We start from the raw sequence: 18,395 nt of genomic DNA, 5'->3' as shown, positions 1-18,395 counted from the left end.
GGTGAGTTACTTGTGCGAAGGCTGGACTCCGGGCAAGTTCCCGGAGGGCAGGACCGCGTCCCAGCGTCTGCGCGAGTGGATCGACGCCGGTGAGGGCGGTCTGGATGCTGTAGACCTGCTCACTGAAGTGAGTGCCGAGCTGTCACGTGCGGTCCTGGAGCGCCTGCGCGCGGTCGACTGGCACGGCGACTGGGACGTGGCCAACAGCCACACCCGTTCTCGTGCTCTGCTGATGCGGGAGTACATGCGTCGGGCGGCGCTGTGGGCACGGGCGTACGGGGCCGAGGCCGAGTGGCCTTTCTTCGACGTCACGGAGTTCCTCGATCCCACGTTCCAGCTGGACCCGGAAGTCGCGTCCGAGCTGGAGGAGTATCTCGCGCACAACGTCGGCACCCCGTCGACGGCAAGGACGTGCCGAGGCGCCGTGCGCTGGGCGGCGCTGCGAGCCGTGCGAGGGGATGATTTTCCTGCACTTCCGGATCCGTACGAGCCTTTGCTCCTTATGTACGGGCGAGGTGGTGGTTACTCGATCGAGGAGTTCATCGACTTGTACGGGGTGATGATCCCGTACGGGAATTTCGATTCCAGCCTCAACGCCGAGCCGTTCCTCTCGCTGGCCCCGAGCACACTCGACGCCCTCGACGCCTGGGCAGAGGGACGCATCACGTACTACGCGAAGATCAGTGAGGGCTATCCCCGTAGCAGCCCGCGCGGCATTCTGCGCCGGCGCCTGGTCGGCAGGGAGGCCGAGACACACGACGAGGCGTTCACCCGCAATCTTCGCTGGGAGCCGACGGAGTACCTGCGTCTTTACGAGTTGGGTCACAACGACGTCGATCACGTGCAGATCTCCGAACGGGAGGCGGCCGCGTTCATCGAGGCGGTGACCAAGAAACTGACGGGTGTGCGTTAGTTGTGTAAAGACTGGACTCCGGGCAAGTTCCCGGAGGGCAGGACCGCGTCCCAGCGTCTGCGCGAGTGGATCGACGCCGGTGCGGGCGGTCTCGATGCTGTAGGTCTCGACCTCACCGGCGCGGATCTTTCCTATGGTGACTTCTCCGAATCGTGGTTCACCGACGCGAAGTTGGTGAACGCGAGACTTGTGGAGGCGGAGTTGTACCGCTCGGATGCGCAGGGCGCCGACTTCAGTGGAGCTGATCTGACGGGGTGCTCGTTGGTTCGGGTGAACCTCGACGACGCGGTCTTGCGGGATGCCACGCTTGACCTGGCCAACCTTGTGAAGGCTTCCCTCTGCGATGTCGACGCGTCGGGCGCAAGCTGCCGCGGAACACAATTCAGGGGCGCGTCACTGTTGGGCGTGAATCTCCGTTCCGCGGATCTCAGTAATGCCATGTTCCAGGAGAATTCGTTTCAGGTGACGCTGGATCAGAACACCAAGATCGACGGCGCGTCCGGATCGGTCTTCGGACCGGCGGCGATTGTTGAGGGGGACGTCTCCCGAGAGCTGTCCGGTGCCGCACTTGGAGGCTGGATCAAAGCCAAGGGTGGAGACATTCGCGTACTTTCTTGATGCAGGCAAGAGTGGAGAACGGAACAGGTATGGCTTCGGGGCAGCCGACACAGGAAGTGCTTGGCTGGCTCACTGAGCGTGGTTGGTTTCCTGGGCGTGACATCGGTGAGCAGGCTGAAGAGCTGGTCAGGGTGCGTCTACAGGACTCGGAGCGCCAAGGTGTGCCTCTCACGCCGGTTTCGGCTGCAGTCCGTTTCATCCACACCTACGGAATGCTTCGTTTGGATCATCCGAAGGCCTCAGGATGTGCGTGGGTCATGAAGCCGACCATCGGCTATGACGGAGACGCAGGGAATATCAAGGAGCTTGGCGCCGGCCTTGGGGTGGAGCTGTTTCCTGTGGGATACGAAGCTTCGGAGTTTGGGATCCTCTTGGTGGATGGAAGAGGGCGCTTGTTCCATCTGCACCACACGGGGGGCTACTACTTGGGAGCCGACGCATTTGATGCGTTTTCTCGGTTCGTCGAAGGGCTTCCGGATCTCGACGCGGAGGATTTCTATGTCCAGTGAATTCTCGTGACGTGGAGTGAAGCCGAGTACCTCCAGTGTCTGGAGGGGGAGCGGCGCGGCTACGCGTGGGTGATGCGGTGGTACGGGCAGCTGACGGTGACGGAGGCTTGGGAGGCGGCCGTGGCGCACTACCCGTACGAGCCAGGTGATGCGCCGTACCGGGGGCTCGTCTTCCACGACGAGGCGTGGCACTGGGCGATGTTGGCCATTCACGGGTATCGGTACCCGGTGGAGCGACCCGAGCTGGTTGAGCCGTCAGCCGAGTATCTGGCCCTTGAATGAGCGGTGGCGGCCGGTAGCTTGACGAGATGAAGCGGATCGACATCGACGACCCTGAGGTCGACATGGATCTGAGCCTGCGGCTGCTGTACCGAGGTGAGCTGTTCACCGGCGAGGTCGAGGAATACCTGGGAGGCGTTCGCGTCAGTCTGGCTTCCTACGCGGACGGGTTTCCGCACGGGCCCAGCCGCTCCTGGCACAAGAACGGCACGCGGCAGTCCGAGGGAACACTCCGCACGGGAAGCCCTGCCGGAGTGTGGAGGACGTGGCACGCCAACGGGACACTCGCGGTGCGGATGGTCATGAGTGACGACGGGGCGCGTCAGCTGGCACGGTGCGAGTGGGACGAGGACGGAAAGCTGACGAAAGAGTGGCATGCCGACGGGCACGCCGACGGGGGGTGACCGTGCTTTCGTCGGCGGACGTCAGCTCTCGTCCGCCGCCGCGCTCTCCACGCCCTCCACGAAGTGGTCGAACTCGCCTGCCTGTACGCCCAGTACGAACGCGTCCCACTTGCGCTGGGTCGTGGTGACCACGTTTTCCGGGTCGCTTGTCTCGCGGATGTAGACCAGGTCGTTGTCGCCGAAGGCGAGTTCGATCCAGGGGCCCGGGCCCGTCGCGTCGTCCGGGGCGGCGCGGACCCAGGTGAGGTTCGAGGGCACTTCAGCCACGGTGCGTTTCCTTCTTGAGGGTGTGGAGGAGGGTGCGGAATGCGGTGGGGGTGGTGGTGAGGATCGCTCCGGTGGAGTCGCCGGTTTCCGTGAGGTGGAGGGTTTCGGTGGACGGGTCGGCGGCTATGTGGACGCAGGAGTTGCCTTCGGGGCAGTACGACGACTTCTGCCAGGTCAGCTTGGTGGTGGGCATCGTAGGTTCCCTCACAGGGCCTTGAGGATGGTGTGGATGAACTTCTGCGAGTCCTCGGGGGAGAGGGCCGCGGATTCCATGCGGTCGAGCAGCCCTCGGTACTTGCGCAGCTGGGCCCCCGCGTCGAGGAACACCGGGCCGTGCGACTGGTCGAGGTTCACGGTGTCGAGCTGCGGCACGGGTCCCTCGGCGTAGTAGATCGACTGGCCGGAGCCGGGGAGGACGCCGGTGTCGAACGGGATGACCTGGACCGAGATGTGCTCCCGCTCGTTCATGGCTGTCAGGTACTTCAGCTGATCGCGAGTGACGTCCGAGCCACCGAACCTCATGCGCAGGGCGGCCTCGTGGACGATGATCTGGTGCGGTGTCGGGGGATCACGGAAGAGGATCGCCTGCCGCTTGATCCTGAACGAGACCCGGTGCTCGACGTCCGGCTGCGGCAGCTCCGGCACGGCCTGGCGGAAGATCTCGCGGGCGTACTCCGTGGTCTGGAACAGACCCGGGATGTGCACGGTCACCGCGGTGCGCAGTCGCGTGGCGTGGTGTTCGAGTTCCGCGAGGTCGAGGAGGCCGACGGGCAGGATTTCGCGGTACTCCTCCCACCAGCCGCGTGTGCGGTCGCCGGTCATCGCCGCGATCGCCTCGACCAGGGCCTTGTCCGAGCACTCGTAGTGGCAGGCCAGCGTGCGTACCCGATCGGCGCTCACGCCTACGCGTCCGGCCTCCATGTTGCTGACCTGCGTCTGCTTGATGCCCAGGAGTTGACCGGCGTCGGTGGCGCTCAGGCCCGCCTGCTCGCGGAGTTTGCGCAGCTCCGCGCCGAAGCGGAGTTGGCGTCCTGTCGGGTTGCTCCTCACGCCGTCTTCCGCCTCCCTGCCGTGCATCGTCACCCACATGGGTGGAAGTGAATGAGATTCCCGAGAACTGGTGAATGTGTTTACCAGACGTCGCTACCTTAGTGCTCGGCGCCGCCGCCCAGAAGTACCCCGCTCGACGGAGCGGCCGCGGTCACTGGGCACCGTCACGACAACGTCACCGTCCAACTCCCCTCCGTGATCGGAGACTTCCGATGGCAACCGTATCCCCGTCCTGGGCCTACACCCTTCAACTCCCGCACGATCCACGCGCACCGGGTATCGCCCGCGCCACCCTCCGTACCGTCCTCGCCGCGCACGGTCTCGCCGAACTCACGCCCACCGCCGAGCTGTTGGCTTCGGAGCTGCTCACCAACGCGCATCTGCACACCAAGGGGCCGTACGCCCTGCGGATTCGTTCGACCGAGCCGGACCGGCTGCGTGTCGCCGTGTGGGACACCGATCCGAGAGTTCCGCCCGGGTTCGGGCAGGAGGGCGCCTCCGTCGTCGTACCCGATCAGGAAGCCGAAAACGGGCGCGGTCTTCAGCTCGTGCGGGCCTGCGCGGATTCGTGGGGCGTGTCCGTGCTGCGGGAGCTGGGCGTCTCGAAGGGCGGAAAGCTGTTGTGGGCCGAATGTGTGGGGTGAGCCGCGGCAGGGGTGGCTCGTGGGGATGTTTTCGGGCGCTCGCAACGCCTTTCTCACCTCGGTGGGACACAGTGGCGCGTGATGAAGCGCATCGCACGCCCCCCTGGCGCCCGCCGGCTCGCGCTGTTCGGCGCGGTGGTGCTGTTGGCGCTCACGACCTCCTCCGTGGCCGCCGCGGACCGCGGGCCCGGGCCGTTCGGGGTGACCGTGCAGGCGGAGCCGAGTCCGCAGATGGTCCGTGTGGGTGCGCTTTTCGGCGGGGACGGCGACCTCCTCGGCAACCACTTCTGTACGGCCTCCGTGGTGCGCAGCACGGCGCATGACCTGATCGTCACCGCCGCACACTGTGTGGACGGGGGCGGGAAGACGTGGTTCGTGCCCGGGTACCGGGACGGGCAGGCGCCGTACGGGGTCTGGCAGGTCACGAAGACGTACGTCGGTGACGCCTGGAGCGGGGGCCAGGACGAGGACAGCGATGTCGCCTTCGCCGTTGTGGAGGACCTCGGTGGGCTGGAGGTCGAGGATCTGGTGGGTGGGAACGCGTTCGTCACGGGGCAGGCCACCGGGGCCACCGCCGTCACCGTCACCGGCTATCCCAAGTCCCTCGACGTGCCGATCACCTGTACGAACAAGCCGACCGTTCACAGCCGTACGCAGCAGCGGATCGAGTGTCCCGCCTTTCCCGGCGGTACGAGTGGCAGTCCCTGGGTGAACGGGGACGGTGCGGTCGTCGGAGTCATCGGCGGGTACGAGGAGGGTGGGTCCACCGACGACGTCTCCTACAGCGTTGTGCTGGGGGACGAAGCCGCCGCGTTGTACCGGGCGGCGGCTAACTGACCAGTGTGACAAAGTCGGTTCGGTGGAAGGACTGAGAGATCGGGATCCCGCGCGGATAGGCGCGTACACGTTGCTCGCCCGGCTCGGGGCGGGGGGAATGGGGCAGGTCTACCTGGGGCGTTCGCCCGGTGGGCGGCTCGTGGCGATCAAGGTGATCCGGGACGAGATCACCGACCATCCGGAGGCGCTGGCGCGGTTCCGGCGCGAGGTGGAGACGGCGGGGGCGGTACGCAGCGCGTACACGGCGAACCTGATCGACGCTTCGCTGGACGCGGCTCCTTACTGGCTGGCTACGGAGTATGTGTCGGGGCCGACGCTCGGCGGGGCGGTCACTGAGCGGGGACCATTTCCGCCGGACAGCGCGCGGCGACTGTTCGCGGCCCTGGCCGAAGCGCTGGCGAGCGTGCACGGATACGGCGTGACACACCGGGACCTGAAGCCGCAGAACGTGATCCTTTCGGGGCAGGGACCCCTGCTGATCGACTTCGGTATCGCCCGGAACACGACGGACACGGCGCTCACCCAGACCGGTCTGGCCCCGGGCACGCCGGGCTTCACCGCGCCCGAGGTGCTGACGCACAACCAAGTGACCTCGGCAGCCGATGTGTTCGCGCTCGGCGCGACGATCGCGAACGCCGCGACCGGACGGCCCCCCTTCGGATCGGGCCCGGCACATGCTGTCTCCTACCGGGCCGTGCACGAGGACATCGACGTGGACGGGGTCGACCCGGAACTGGCCGCGCTGATCCAGGCTTGCGTCGCGAAGGACCCGGTGGAACGGCCGGGGCTCGAGACCGTCATCGCGCGGTGTGCGGTGACTTCCGCGCTCACCGAGGACCCCTTCTACCGTCCCTTGGCGGGTACGGGCGACACCGCGCCGCCCGATCTGCCGGCGGCTGTCGCCGCCGGTCTGGTCCCCGTGGGACACGGCATGGCGACACCCCCCGCCCATCGGCCCACGGTCGGGCCGGGTTATGTGCCGACACTCGCCCCGGTCACCCCGCCTCCGGCGGCGGCGCGTGGGTGGCGTAGGCCGCTGGTAGCCGGGATCGTGGGCGCGGTGGTGTTGGCCGCAGCCTCGATCGTCGCCTGGCAGGTGCTGCCCGACGACCGCGGGTCCGCGAAGGGAGGCGGTGGCGCGTCCGGCTCGCCGTCGTCCTCGAGCAGCGCCGGCGCCGCGTCGCAGAAGGTTCCGGCGTACATCGAGAACGACCGGATCTCCCGCGACAACTGGACACTCTCCGACAACCCGGACGACGCTGCCAACGGCATCGGCAAGTGTGCACAGATCGGTGCGGTCAGTGCGCCCGAGGAGCTCCAGTACAGCGCGCGGGACGCGGACGATCCGCAGCTCGCGTATGTCAAGGAGAAGGCGAAGATCTCCTTCCGGTTCAAGTACGCGGAGCTGAAGAACAAGAAGCCCGAGCCGTACTACGTCTCCGTCGGCGTGAAGCCGCCCCATGACATCGACTCCGAGACGGGCAAACCGTACGAGGTGATGGCGGCGAACAAGACCATCGGCTACAGCAGCAAGCCGGTGGACATCTACAAGCACTGGAAATCCGGCGGGACCATCGAGCTCACCTATCCGGACGACTTCCAGCAGCACTGGAAGGGCGAGACCTTGGACGCGATCCCTGTCACCCATGACCCGGGCGACTGGACGGCTGTCTTCTATCACGTCAAGGGAAGTCCGACGGACTACGAGAGCTTCGGTTGCACGGGATTCCGTGGCGGACAGGGATGAAGGCGGTGAAGCGTACGGCACCGGCGACTGGGATGTGAGCGAGCGGGGAAGTGTCACCTGCGCGAGAGCGTCGTGGCGCGCGGGCACAGCTCCTACACTGACGGGGCGGACTCCTGGGCGGTGAGGGGCGGTTGACGGTGCGTAAGGCGTGGGTCGTGGCGTTTGCTGCCGTCGGGGCCGGGCTCAGCTTTGTGATGCTGCTCGTCGTGGGCGTCTACGTGGTTGCGGGGAATCTCGCCAACGGGGTGGGCAAAGGGTCCGTCGGACTCGCCAAGGGTGCCGTGCCGGCCGCGTACCAGTCGCTCGTTCAGAAGTGGGGCAATCTGTGCAGCGCCATCAATCCTGCGCTGCTCGCCGCTCAGCTTTATCAGGAGAGCGGGTTCAACCCGAACGCGAAGAGCCCGGCGAAGGCCGAGGGGATAGCTCAGTTCATCCCCGGAACCTGGGCCACGCACGGCGTCGACGGGGACGGTGACGGAGACCGCGACGTCTGGGATCCGAATGACGCGATTCCATCGGCCGCGTCGTACGACTGCAAGCTCGCCTCGTACGTGAAGGACGCGCCGGGGAACCAGACCGAGAACATGCTCGCCGCCTACAACGCGGGGGCCTACGCGGTCGTCAAGTACGGAGGTGTGCCGCCGTACAAGGAGACCCAGAACTATGTGAAGACCATCACGAGTCTCGAGAAGAGCTTCGCCGCTCCCGTCACCCGGGTCGACCCCTCCAAGCAAGCCGCCGCGGCCATCTACTACGCGCAGAAGAAGCTCGGCACGCCCTATCTGTGGGGTGGGAACGGGACCGCTGACCAGGGTGGGCGGTTCGACTGTTCGGGGCTCACCAAGGCCGCGTACGAGAGCGTGGGCGTGACGCTGCCGCGGGTCGCCAACGATCAGTACAACGCCGGGCCGCACCCCAAGCGGGATGAACTGCTGCCGGGGGACCTCGTCTTCTTCTCGGACGACCTCACCGATTCGCGGGCCATCCGACACGTGGGGATTTATGTGGGTGGCGGATACATGATCGATGCGCCGCGAACGGGTGCCGTCATCCGTTTCGACCCCATCGACACTCCCGACTATTTCGGGGCGACGCGGGTCACCGAAGATGGCGCGAAAGCATTGCCGACCACCGTCTGAACCCACCCCCTGAGCTGCGGCGATGAGTCTCTCTTCGATAACGTCTCCGTGATCATTCAGTGGAGGGTGGAACGTAGTGGAGGGGACTGTGCGTTCCTTGTACACGGAGCGTTCTGACTACCACGGGGGTGGGACGAACGGCGTACGAAAGGGTGCGCCGGCAGGAACATGACGACGAAGGGGCCGCAGCACCATGGCTGTTCTCGCCGAATCAGGGTCGAACCCCGACGTCACCCTGCTTTATGACATCAATGGCCTGGCCAAGGATGCGCCGCACTGGTTCGACCGTGCTATGGAGTTCGTCGGTGAGTACGGGCTGCTTCTCGCCATGGTGCTGCTGGTGGTGTGGTGCTGGTGGGGCGTGCGGCGGCGGAGCGGCGAGGACGCGGCGTCGTCCGTGGCCGCGCTCGTGTGGGCGCCCCTCGCCGCCGGCATCGCCGTCCTGGTGAACGTGCCGATACGGGGCTTCGTGGAGCGGCCCAGACCCTTCGTGGACCATCAGGGGCTCGAGGTCCTGGTCTCCGGCAAGACCGACTTCTCCTTCGTGAGCGATCACGCCACGCTCACCATGGCCATGGCGGTCGGGCTCTTCGTCGCCAGCCGGAAGTTCGGGCTCGCGGGCATCGGCCTCGCGCTGCTCGAAGGGTTCTGCCGGGTCTACATGGGCGTGCACTACCCGACCGACGTGGTGGGCGGGTTCGCGCTGGGGACCGCCGTGGCGCTGCTGCTGTCGCCGCTCGCCATGGCGCTGCTGACTCCCGTGATGAGGGCTGTCGAGCGGTCGTCGCGGGCCGGGTGGCTGATCCGGGCACGCGGTACGGCGCCCGCGGACACCCTGATTCCGGGGACGCGGCCGGGGACAGCGACGGAAGAGCGGGACCTGGCGGCGTAGGACGTAGGTAGGGGCTGTAGGGACCGTCCTGGCGAAGCCCGAGCGGTCCCTACAGCCCCTGAAAAGCGCCTCCAGCCTCTACAGCCGCTACAGCCCCTGCGGGTACGTGAAGAAGCCGTTCGGGTCGTACTGGTGCTTCAGTCGGGTCAGGCGGGTCGCCGCGTCTCCGTAGTACGCCTTGCGCCAGTTCGTGAGGGTGGGGTCCGTGTAGTTCTGGTAGGCCGCGCCCGAGGCGTGGCGCTGCATGGCGGCGTGGGCCCCCGTCAGCCAGGACTGGGCCGTCGTGCCGCTCGTGCCCGCGCGCCAGCTCGCGATGTACTGGGCCAGCATCCGCGAACGGCGGTGGACGAAGGCCGTCGCCGTGGGCGAGACGCGGTTGACGGCGCCGCCGAGGGCCGTGAGGGCGATGCTGCCGGCGCCGCCGCGTACCGCCGTCATCTGGTTCAGGAGCGTCTGGACGCCCGCCGACGAGATCGAGCGGTCGAAGAAGTCCGAGCGGGCCGCGTACGTCTCCCGGCCCAGGGCGCCCTGCGGGGAGCGGCCGGGGGTCGTGCCGGGGAGGTGGCACTGCGCGTCGGTGGGGAAGGACGAGCAGCCCGCGTACACCTCCATCGACTCCTCGTACGAGCGGCGCTTCAGCGACACGCTGCGCGCGGGGGCGCCGATCTTGTCGGCGAGGCGGTCGACCGCGTTCTGGAGCTCGCCGTAGGTGCCGAGCGAGAACGCGGCGACGGAGACGGTGGGCGTGCCGCCGGCCGCGTTCGCCAGGTGGCAGGACGACCAGATCTCGTCCGGCTGGTCCGGGCCCCACTCCTGCCAGGCCTTGACGACCGCCGCGGCCTTCGACCACGGCCACGTCATGTACGCGGAGACCCCCTGCGGGGCCGGGTGGGTCTTGAAGTGCAGCTCGGTGACGACGCCGAAGTTGCCGTTGCCCGCGCCGCGCAGGGCCCAGAAGAGGTCCTTGTTCTCGGTCGCGTTCGCGACGAGCTGCTTGCCGTCCGCCGTGATCAGCGTCGCCTGGGTGAGGCTGTCGCAGGTCAGGCCGTACGCGCGGGACACGACACCGTGGCCGCCGCCGAGGGTCAGGCCCGAGACGCCGACCGTCGGGCAGGAGCCGGCGGGGATCGTGACGCCCTTCGCGGCGAGGGCGCGGTAGACGTCGATCAGCTTCGAACCGGCGCCGACGACCGCCGTGCCTCCGCTCGCGCGGGTCTTGTTCAGCTTCGAGACGTCGAGGATCAGCCTGCCGTTGCCGGAGGACCAGCCGGCGTAGGAGTGGCCGCCGTTGCGGATCGCGACCTTGACGCCGTGCGCGCGGGCGTACGCCATGGTGGTGCGGAGGTCGTCGGCGTGGGCCACATAGGCCACGGCGGCGGGCTTCAGGGAGTCGAAGCGGGTGTTGTAGAGCTGGTGGGCGGCCGGCCAGGAGCGGTCTCCGGGGCGGACCAGGGCGCCATCCAGGTCCCGGGCCAGGGCGGTCCAGTTCGCGGCGACGCGGCTGCTGGTGGTGGCCGAGCGGATGGCTGTGCCGCTGGTCTCGGCGCCCTCGCCGGCCGCCGAGGTCTTCGCGTCCCCGCCCCCGCCGTTGCCCGCGCTGCACGCGGCCGTGGCCGCCGCCGCTATCGCGGCCGCGCCGCCGCCTATGAACGTCCGCCGTTGCATGTGTGCCTCCAGTTGGTCCCGTGGAACGAGACGGGCCACCGGGGCCGGGGGTTCCACCGGCGCATGCCACAGAACCGCTACAGGAGCGAGAACCGGTACAGGAGCGAGAACCGCTCCAGCAGTGAGAACCGCTACAGGACCGAGCCCACGACAGGACCGAGCCCACGACAGGACCGAGCCCACGACAGGACCGAGAACCACGACCGGACCGAGAACCGGTACAGGAGCGGGCCGCGGGCCGCCGCGTACGGGCCTGGGCGGGCGCTAAGCGCCCGGGTGGCCCTCGGCGTCCGTCCGCGCCAGGCTCCGGGCTCTTCGCGCCGGGCCCCGCCAGCCACAGATGCAGCGGGCCACGCAGAAGCGGCCCTGTTCCACCGTGGTCGTTCGGTGGTCCTGGGCGGGAGCGGAGCGGTCCGGCTGGGGCACGACAACAACGTTACCCAAGGCAAGCACGCGGGAATCGGCTGCCCGGTCATGGGCCCGGTGTCCGCGTGACGGGTCCCCCTACTCGTCGTTAACCGGACGACAGGAGGGTCCGGGACGGACCGGCTGGGGGTACTCGGACGATGACGGCGCGGCAGCACACGCGGACGGGCACGGCGGTCGCCGTGGCGACGGGGCTCATCGTCTGCACGGGGGGCTGCGCGGGCGATCCGGCCGACGCCGAGGACGCGCACGCCGGTGCCGACGCCGTCGCGGTGCTGCACAAGGCCGCCGGTGCCCTGGTGAGCGCGGGCAGTTCCAAGGCGCGGACCGCGATGGAGATGGCCACCGGGGGGACCCGCGTCACCATTCGCGGCGAGGGCGTCTACGACTACCGCAGGCAGGTCGGGCAGCTGAAGGTGCTGCTGCCGCAGGATCCCGCGGGAGCCCGGGAACACCGGTCGATCACCGAGCTGCTCGCGCCCGGCGCCCTGTTCATGAAGAACCGGGGGGCCGGGGTGCCCGCCGACAAATGGGTGCGCGTGGACACGGCCTCGCTCTCCGACGGCAATCTGGTCACCGGCGGTGTCACCGATCCCTATGCCGCCGCCGAGTTGCTGCGCGGGGCGCGTACGGCGACGTACGTGGGCAGGACCGAGGTCGCCGGGGAGCCGGTGCGGCACTATCGGGGGACCGCCGATCTCGGCCTCGCCGCGAAGAGCGCGTCGGGTGTGAACCGGGCCCAGCTGAGGGCCGCGGCGCGGGGGTTCGCCACCGCCGCGGTCCCGTTCGACGCCTACCTCGACGACCAGGGGCGCATCCGCAAGATCCGGCACCGGTTCAGCTTCGTCAACGGGCAGCGCAAGGGCACGGTCGCGGTCGCCTCGACGACCTTGCTGTACGCCTTCGGGGCGCCCGTCCGCGTACGGCTCCCGGAGGCCGGGGACATCTTCGCGGGGAAGATCGCGGAGGGGTAGCAGGGCGTGGGACCGGTCGGGAATGAGCCGTGGCAGGCCGGGGAGAAGGGGGTGCGGGGCCTGAATGTGCCGGGCCGGAAATGGTCCGTTGGTGCCATGCGCGTTGTGTAGGCCGCTCCCTACCCTAGGAAGTCGGTGACGGCAGGAAGAGGTGATGCGCGTGGCTCCGGTCGGCGGTACGGCAGTTCAGGACCACGTGGCCCTCGCCGAGATCGAGCTGTGCGGCGATCTGATGATCGCGGCCTCGGCCGCCGACGAGGACCGGCTCAGCATGGAGAGCATCGACGAGGTGCTGAAAGTGGCCGAAGAGCGTGCCCACGAGGTCGAGCCCGGCCGATAGACGCGCACGGCCCCCACCGAACACGGCCCCCACCGAAATGAGGGCCGTCGGGTGTGCCGGGGCGCAGGTCAGGCGTTACGGCCTGGAAGCCGATGAGGATCTCAGGTACGCAGCAGACGGCCGATCGCCTTCGTCGCCTCGTCGACCTTCGCGTCGATCTCGGCGCCCCCCTTGAGCGCGGCGTCCGCGACGCAGTGGCGCAGGTGCTCCTCCAGGAGCTGGAGCGCGAAGGACTGGAGGGCCTTCGTCGAGGCGGAGACCTGGGTGAGTATGTCGATGCAGTAGGTGTCCTCCTCGACCATGCGCTGAAGGCCCCGGATCTGGCCCTCGATGCGGCGCAGGCGCTTGAGGTGTTCGCCCTTCTGCTGGTGGTAGCCGTGGATGCCGCGGTCGTGGTCGGTCACCACGGCCGGGGTGCCCTCGGAGGGCACCGTCGCGCCGGCCTCGGTGGTCGTCATCGCGTCCTCCTGCTGAGCGTGGGCGACAGATACCCCTGGTGGGTATATGGTAGCCAACTTTGCTGGGTATAGGGCCCTTGGCCAAAGCCTCGGCCGCCCCCGTGCTGAGCACTGTGCCCGATGGGCGACACTGGGGGACGGCCCATTAGCCGTGGCCGGATGATGCGCCTAGCATCAGCCTGACCGAAACCGAAGCACCCCGAGGACCCCACGTGCGCTTTCGTCTGACCCCCAGGGAGACGAGCTTCTACGACATGTTCGCCGCATCCGCGGACAACATCGTCACGGGCTCGAAGCTCCTGATGGAACTGCTCGGGGCGGACGCCTCCGCCCGGGCCGAGATCGCAGAGCGTATGCGGGCCGCGGAACACGCCGGTGACGATGCCACGCACGCGATCTTCCACCAGCTGAACTCCTCGTTCATCACGCCGTTCGACCGTGAGGACATCTACAACCTCGCGTCGTCCCTCGACGACATCATGGACTTCATGGAGGAGGCCGTCGACCTGGTCGTCCTCTACAACGTCGAGGAACTCCCCAAGGGCGTCGAGCAGCAGATCGAGGTGTTGGCGCGGGCGGCCGAGCTGACGGCCGAGGCCATGCCGCACCTGCGGACCATGGACAACCTCACCGAGTACTGGATCGAGGTCAACCGCCTCGAGAACCAGGCCGACCAGGTCCACCGCAAGCTGCTCGCCCACCTCTTCAACGGCTCGTACGAAGCCATCGAGGTGCTGAAGCTGAAGCAGATCGTGGACGTGCTGGAGGAAGCGGCGGACGCGTTCGAGCACGTGGCGAACACGGTGGAGACCATCGCCGTCAAGGAGTCCTGACAGCTTCATGGACACCTTCGCCCTGATCGTGACCATCGGTGTCGCGCTCGGATTTACGTATACGAACGGCTTTCACGACTCCGCGAACGCCATCGCCACCTCGGTCTCCACGCGCGCGCTGACGCCGCGGGCCGCGCTGGCCATGGCCGCGGTGATGAACCTCGCGGGTGCCTTCCTCGGCAGTGGCGTCGCCCACACCGTCAGCAAGGGACTGATCGAGACCCCTGAGGGTTCCAAGGGGATGGGAATCCTCTTCGCGGCGCTCATCGGTGCCATCGTCTGGAACCTCGTCACCTGGTACTTCGGTCTGCCGTCGTCCTCGTCGCACGCGCTGTTCGGCGGCATGGTGGGCGCGGCGCTCGCGGGCGGTACGGAGGTCATCTGGTCCGGCGTCCTGGACAAGGTCGTCATCCCGATGTTCCTGTCGCCCGTCGTGGGCCTGGTCGCCGGTTATCTGGTGATGTGCGCGATCATGTGGATCTTCCGCAGGGCCAACCCGCACAAGGCCAAGCGGGGGTTCCGCATAGCGCAGACGGTCTCGGCGGCCGGTATGGCGCTCGGGCACGGTCTGCAGGACGCCCAGAAGACGATGGGCATCGTGGTCATGGCGCTCGTCATCGGCGACGTGCAGGGCGCGGACGATCCGATCCCGGTGTGGGTGAAGATCGCCTGTGCCCTGATGCTGTCGCTCGGGACGTACGCGGGCGGGTGGCGCATCATGCGCACGCTCGGCCGCAAGATCATCGAGCTGGACCCGCCGCAGGGTTTCGCCGCCGAGACGACCGGCGCGTCGATCATGTTCGTCACGGCGTTCATCTTCAAGGCGCCGATCTCGACGACCCACGTCATCACCTCCGCGATCATGGGCGTAGGCGCGACGAAGCGCGTGAACGCCGTGCGGTGGGGGGTCGCGAAGAACATCGTCCTCGGCTGGTTCATCACGATGCCGGCCGCCGGACTGGTGGCCGCGTGCAGCTTCTGGATCGTGAATCTCGCGTTCCTGTAGCGGGACACCGCCGGGACCCGGCTCGGCAGCGCCGGGACCAGCCCGGTGCCGCCGGGGCCAGCCCGGTACCGCCGGGACTAGCCCGGTACCGCTGGGAAGCAGCTCGGCACCGCTGGGGCCAGCCTGGAACCACCGGGGACTAGCCCGGCACTGCCGGGAAGCAGCTCGGCACCGCTGGGGCCAGCCCGGTACCGCCGGGAAGCAGCCCGGTACCGCCAGGGCCAGCCCCGTACCGCCAGGGCCAGCCCCGTACCGCCAGGACCGGCCCCGTACCGCCGGGACCAGCTCGGCAGACACGGACGCATACGAAAGGGCCCGCCCCCGGGAGCCAGGGGCGGGCCCTCTTCGTCCTCGCGGTGGCACCGCCATGCAGCACCGCGAGGGGTCTTGGTGAGCGGGTCGCTCAGCCGAAGCGGCCGGAGATGTAGTCCTCCGTGGCCTGGACCGACGGGTTGGAGAAGATCCGCTCCGTCTCGTCGACCTCGATGAGCCTGCCGGGCTGGCCGACGGCGGCCAGGTTGAAGAAGGCGGTGCGGTCCGAGACACGGGCCGCCTGCTGCATGTTGTGCGTCACGATGACGATCGTGAAGCGCTCCTTCAGCTCGCCGATCAGGTCCTCGATCGCGAGGGTGGAGATGGGGTCGAGCGCCGAGCAGGGCTCGTCCATCAGCAGCACGTTGGGCTCCACCGCGATCGCGCGGGCGATGCACAGGCGCTGCTGCTGGCCGCCCGACAGGCCCGAGCCGGGCTTGTTCAGGCGGTCCTTGACCTCGTTCCAGAGGTTCGCGCCCTTGAGGGACTTCTCGACGATCTCGCTCAGCTCGGACTTCTTGTACGAGCCGTTCAGGCGCAGGCCCGCCGCCACGTTGTCGAAGATCGACATCGTGGGGAACGGGTTCGGGCGCTGGAAGACCATGCCGACCTCGCGCCGCACCGACACCGGGTCGATGCCCTGCCCGTACAGGTCCTCGTCGTCCAGCAGCACCTTGCCCTCGACGCGGCCGCCGGGGGTGACCTCGTGCATACGGTTGAGCGTGCGCAGGAACGTCGACTTGCCGCAGCCGGACGGACCGATGAACGCCGTCACCGACCTGGGCTCGACCGTCATCGAGATGTCTTCGATCGCCTTGTGGGAGCCGTAGTAGGCGGTGAGACCGCTCACGTCGATTCGCTTGGCCATGTGAATCACTGCTTCTTTCGAGAATTCGGGTCGCTGATTGGCCGCGTCAGCGGCCCGCCACGCGGCAGAGCCGCTCATCGAGTCCGTGGGGCCTTCCAGCGCGCGATGCCGCGCGCCGCCAGGTTGAGGATCATGACGAAGGCGATGAGGGCGAGTGCCGCCGCCCAGGCCCGGTCGTAGGCCGCGCCCGAACCGGCACTGTTCGCGTACTGCTGGTAGATGTACAGCGGCAGCGAGGCCTGCGGGTCCGAGAACGGGTTGGTGTTGATGAAGTTCGTGCCCCAGACCAGGAGCAGCACCGGGGCGGTCTCACCCGTGATGCGCGCGACCGCGAGCATCACACCCGTGGTGATACCACCGATGGACGTCGGCAGAACCACCTTGAGGATGGTGCGCCACTTCGGGATGCCCAGCGCGAGGGAGGCCTCGCGCAGCTCGTTCGGTACGAGCTTGAGCATCTCCTCGGTGGAGCGGACCACCACGGGCATCATCAGGATGGACAGCGCGAGCGAACCGGCGAAACCGGAGTAGCCCATGTCCAGGATCAGGATCCAGAAGCTGAGAACGAACAGGCCGGCGACGATCGACGGGATGCCCGTCATGACGTCGACGAAGAAGGTGACGGCCTTGGCGAGCCTGCCCCGCCCGTACTCGACCAGGTAGATCGCGGTGAGCACACCGATCGGCACGGCGATCAGGGTGGCGATGCCGACCTGCTCCAGGGTGCCGATGATCGCGTGGTAGATACCGCCGCCGGTCTCGGTGTCGGCGACCACACCCATGGAGTGGGTCAGGAAGTAGACGTCGAAGACCTTCACGCCGCGCTTGACGGTCTCCCAGATCAGGGAGGCCAGCGGGACGACGGCGATCAGGAAGCAGACCCAGACGAGGCTGGTGGCGACCCGGTCCTTGGCCTGGCGGCGGCCCTCGACCTTGGCGGCGACGGCGTACGTACCCAGGACGAAGAGCAGTGCGGCGATCAGACCCCACTGGACCTTGCTGCCGAGGCCGCCCAGCACGCCGATGACCACGGCGAGGGCGACGGAGCCCGCGGCGATCGCCCACGGCGACCACTTCGGCAGGCTGGCACCGCGCAGGGTGCTCGGGCGCTTGTCGGTGACGGCTGCGTTGCTCATGCGTTGGCCCCCGAGTACTCCTTGCGGCGGTTGATGATCATGCGCGCCGCGCCGTTGACCAGCAGGGTGATGACGAACAGGACGAGACCGGAGGCGATCAGTGCGTCCTGGCCGAGCGGGGTGGCCTCGCTGAACTTGCTCGCGATGTTCTGGGCGAACGTGCCGCCGCCCGGGTCGAGCAGGCTGGCGTTGATCTCGAAGGTCGGGGAGAGGACCGTGGCGACGGCCATCGTCTCGCCGAGCGCGCGGCCGAGGCCCAGCATCGAGGCGGAGATCACGCCGGAGCGGCCGAAGGGCAGCACCGACATGCGGATGACCTCCCAGCGCGTGGCGCCGAGGGCCAGCGCGGCCTCCTCGTGCATCCGCGGGACCTGGCGGAAGACCTCACGGCTCACGTTGGTGATGATCGGCAGGATCATGATCGCGAGCAGGACGCCGACGGTGAGCATCGAGCGGGGCGCGCCGCCCTGCCACTCGAAGACGCCGGTCCAGCCGAAGTAGTGGTCGAGCCAGCCGAAGAGGCCGTCCATGTGCGGCACCAGGACGAGGGCGCCCCAGAGGCCGTACACGATGGACGGGACGGCGGCGAGCAGGTCGACCACGAACGCTATGGGGCCGCCGAGCCGGCGCGGCGCGTAGTGCGTGATGAACAGGGCGATGCCGACCGAGACCGGGACCGCGAGGGCCATGGCGATGATCGCGGAGACCACCGTGCCGAAGGCCAGGACCGCGATGCCGAAGGACGCCGGTTCGAGGTTGGTGTTCCACTCGAACGTGGTGAGGAAGTTGGTGTGGTCCTTGCTGATCGCGTTGGCGGCGCGATAGGTGAGGAAGGCCGCGATGGCGGCCATGATCACCAGAAGGAAGATGCCGGAGCCGCGCGAGAGACCGAGGAAGATCCGGTCTCCGGGGCGGGTGGCGCCGCGGCTCGCGCTCGTCGGAGCGGCCACGGGAGGCCCAGGGGCGGGGGGAGGTGCTTCGGTGTTCTGTGTCGATATGTCCATCAGGATTCTCCGGTCTGCGGAGCCGTAAGGGGTGGCGGCTCCAGGCGGCGGTGCACCGGACGGTGCGGCCCGCC

22 protein-coding genes are annotated in these 18,395 nt (G+C 68.2%); 14 read left to right on the top strand and 8 right to left on the bottom strand.

The annotated features are described in order from the left end of the window. The first annotated feature begins 1 nt into the window (after position 1). From GTY58_RS39735 to GTY58_RS21325, 5 genes are read left to right on the top strand one after another with little or no spacing between them, the layout of a single operon-like run. On the top strand, positions 2-913 hold the full coding sequence (locus GTY58_RS39735; protein ID WP_010985522.1) for a hypothetical protein: 912 nt from the start codon (positions 2-4) through the stop codon (positions 911-913). After that, positions 914-1,531 carry a pentapeptide repeat-containing protein gene (locus GTY58_RS21340; RefSeq protein ID WP_010985521.1) on the top strand — a complete coding sequence of 206 codons (618 nt, stop codon included), beginning with the start codon at positions 914-916 and terminating at the stop codon, positions 1,529-1,531. Then, positions 1,531-2,040, top strand: a complete 510-nt coding sequence (locus GTY58_RS21335; protein ID WP_237528850.1) for an SUKH-3 domain-containing protein — start codon at positions 1,531-1,533, stop codon at positions 2,038-2,040. Before GTY58_RS21340 ends, GTY58_RS21335 begins: the two co-directional genes overlap by 1 nt. A 6-nt stretch (positions 2,041-2,046) precedes the next feature. Beyond that, positions 2,047-2,322 (top strand): hypothetical protein, encoded by a 276-nt coding sequence (locus tag GTY58_RS21330; protein ID WP_037650763.1) that lies wholly within the window; start codon positions 2,047-2,049, stop codon positions 2,320-2,322. A 26-nt stretch (positions 2,323-2,348) separates the two neighbouring features. Then, positions 2,349-2,723, top strand: coding sequence for a hypothetical protein (locus GTY58_RS21325; protein WP_010985519.1), 375 nt, complete (start codon positions 2,349-2,351; stop codon positions 2,721-2,723). Positions 2,724-2,744: 21 nt separating this feature from the next. Here the strand turns inward: GTY58_RS21325 and GTY58_RS21320 are convergent, their stop codons facing one another. The 3 genes from GTY58_RS21320 to GTY58_RS21310 are packed head-to-tail and all read right to left on the bottom strand — an operon-like array spanning position 2,745 to position 4,040. Then, positions 2,745-2,990, bottom strand: coding sequence for a DUF397 domain-containing protein (locus GTY58_RS21320; protein WP_010985518.1), 246 nt, complete (start codon positions 2,988-2,990; stop codon positions 2,745-2,747). Further along, positions 2,983-3,183, bottom strand: a complete 201-nt coding sequence (locus GTY58_RS21315) for a DUF397 domain-containing protein (RefSeq protein ID WP_171033171.1) — start codon at positions 3,181-3,183, stop codon at positions 2,983-2,985. Before GTY58_RS21315 ends, GTY58_RS21320 begins: the two co-directional genes overlap by 8 nt. Before the next feature lie 11 nt (positions 3,184-3,194). Continuing rightward, positions 3,195-4,040 (bottom strand): helix-turn-helix transcriptional regulator, encoded by an 846-nt coding sequence (locus tag GTY58_RS21310; RefSeq protein ID WP_242432110.1) that lies wholly within the window; start codon positions 4,038-4,040, stop codon positions 3,195-3,197. 212 nt (positions 4,041-4,252) lie between these two features. On the opposite strand from GTY58_RS21310, the gene GTY58_RS21305 reads away from it, so the two are divergent. The 5 genes from GTY58_RS21305 to GTY58_RS21285 all read left to right on the top strand — a co-directional run bounded on the left by GTY58_RS21305 (position 4,253) and on the right by GTY58_RS21285 (position 9,299). Beyond that, positions 4,253-4,684: an ATP-binding protein gene (locus GTY58_RS21305; RefSeq protein ID WP_010985515.1), complete on the top strand. Its 432-nt coding sequence runs from the start codon at positions 4,253-4,255 to the stop codon at positions 4,682-4,684. Between the two features lie 81 nt (positions 4,685-4,765). Next, positions 4,766-5,521, top strand: a complete 756-nt coding sequence (locus tag GTY58_RS21300; protein WP_037650766.1) for a serine protease — start codon at positions 4,766-4,768, stop codon at positions 5,519-5,521. A gap of 22 nt (positions 5,522-5,543) precedes the next feature. Further along, entirely contained in the window at positions 5,544-7,268 is a 1,725-nt protein-coding gene (locus GTY58_RS21295) for a serine/threonine-protein kinase (protein WP_010985513.1), read from the top strand. A gap of 131 nt (positions 7,269-7,399) precedes the next feature. Then, on the top strand, positions 7,400-8,407 hold the full coding sequence (locus tag GTY58_RS21290) for a bifunctional lytic transglycosylase/C40 family peptidase (protein WP_010985512.1): 1,008 nt from the start codon (positions 7,400-7,402) through the stop codon (positions 8,405-8,407). Positions 8,408-8,600: 193 nt separating this feature from the next. Then, entirely contained in the window at positions 8,601-9,299 is a 699-nt protein-coding gene (locus GTY58_RS21285; protein WP_010985511.1) for a phosphatase PAP2 family protein, read from the top strand. Between the two features lie 87 nt (positions 9,300-9,386). Here the strand turns inward: GTY58_RS21285 and GTY58_RS21280 are convergent, their stop codons facing one another. Further along, positions 9,387-10,964, bottom strand: a complete 1,578-nt coding sequence (locus GTY58_RS21280) for an FAD-binding oxidoreductase (protein WP_010985510.1) — start codon at positions 10,962-10,964, stop codon at positions 9,387-9,389. Between the two features lie 566 nt (positions 10,965-11,530). On the opposite strand from GTY58_RS21280, the gene GTY58_RS21275 reads away from it, so the two are divergent. Both GTY58_RS21275 and GTY58_RS21270 read left to right on the top strand, forming a co-directional pair. After that, complete coding sequence (locus GTY58_RS21275) at positions 11,531-12,364, top strand: hypothetical protein (RefSeq protein WP_010985509.1); 834 nt, start codon at positions 11,531-11,533, stop codon at positions 12,362-12,364. A gap of 154 nt (positions 12,365-12,518) precedes the next feature. Further along, positions 12,519-12,704, top strand: a complete 186-nt coding sequence (locus GTY58_RS21270; protein WP_037650769.1) for a hypothetical protein — start codon at positions 12,519-12,521, stop codon at positions 12,702-12,704. Positions 12,705-12,805: 101 nt separating this feature from the next. On the opposite strand, the gene GTY58_RS21265 is transcribed toward GTY58_RS21270, so the two are convergent. After that, entirely contained in the window at positions 12,806-13,162 is a 357-nt protein-coding gene (locus GTY58_RS21265) for a metal-sensitive transcriptional regulator (protein ID WP_010985507.1), read from the bottom strand. A gap of 212 nt (positions 13,163-13,374) precedes the next feature. Between GTY58_RS21265 and GTY58_RS21260 the strand changes: the two genes are divergently transcribed. Beyond that, positions 13,375-13,995: a DUF47 family protein gene (locus GTY58_RS21260; protein WP_010985506.1), complete on the top strand. Its 621-nt coding sequence runs from the start codon at positions 13,375-13,377 to the stop codon at positions 13,993-13,995. A gap of 7 nt (positions 13,996-14,002) precedes the next feature. Further along, a complete protein-coding gene (locus GTY58_RS21255; protein ID WP_010985505.1) occupies positions 14,003-15,001 on the top strand; it encodes an inorganic phosphate transporter in 999 nt (332 codons plus the stop codon). Positions 15,002-15,404: 403 nt separating this feature from the next. On the opposite strand, the gene pstB is transcribed toward GTY58_RS21255, so the two are convergent. The 3 genes from pstB to pstC form a co-directional block, all read right to left on the bottom strand. Then, positions 15,405-16,181, bottom strand: coding sequence for a phosphate ABC transporter ATP-binding protein PstB (gene pstB, locus GTY58_RS21250; RefSeq protein ID WP_010985504.1), 777 nt, complete (start codon positions 16,179-16,181; stop codon positions 15,405-15,407). Between the two features lie 74 nt (positions 16,182-16,255). Beyond that, positions 16,256-17,317 carry a phosphate ABC transporter permease PstA gene (gene pstA / locus GTY58_RS21245; RefSeq protein ID WP_010985503.1) on the bottom strand — a complete coding sequence of 354 codons (1,062 nt, stop codon included), beginning with the start codon at positions 17,315-17,317 and terminating at the stop codon, positions 16,256-16,258. Continuing rightward, positions 17,314-18,321, bottom strand: coding sequence for a phosphate ABC transporter permease subunit PstC (gene pstC, locus GTY58_RS21240; RefSeq protein WP_010985502.1), 1,008 nt, complete (start codon positions 18,319-18,321; stop codon positions 17,314-17,316). Before pstC ends, pstA begins: the two co-directional genes overlap by 4 nt. Positions 18,322-18,395 lie beyond the last annotated feature (74 nt).

It is taken from the genome of Streptomyces sp. SID5469, assembly GCF_009862865.1.
Lineage (GTDB): Bacteria > Actinomycetota > Actinomycetes > Streptomycetales > Streptomycetaceae > Streptomyces > Streptomyces avermitilis.
This window is presented reverse-complemented; position numbering and strand designations above follow the sequence as displayed.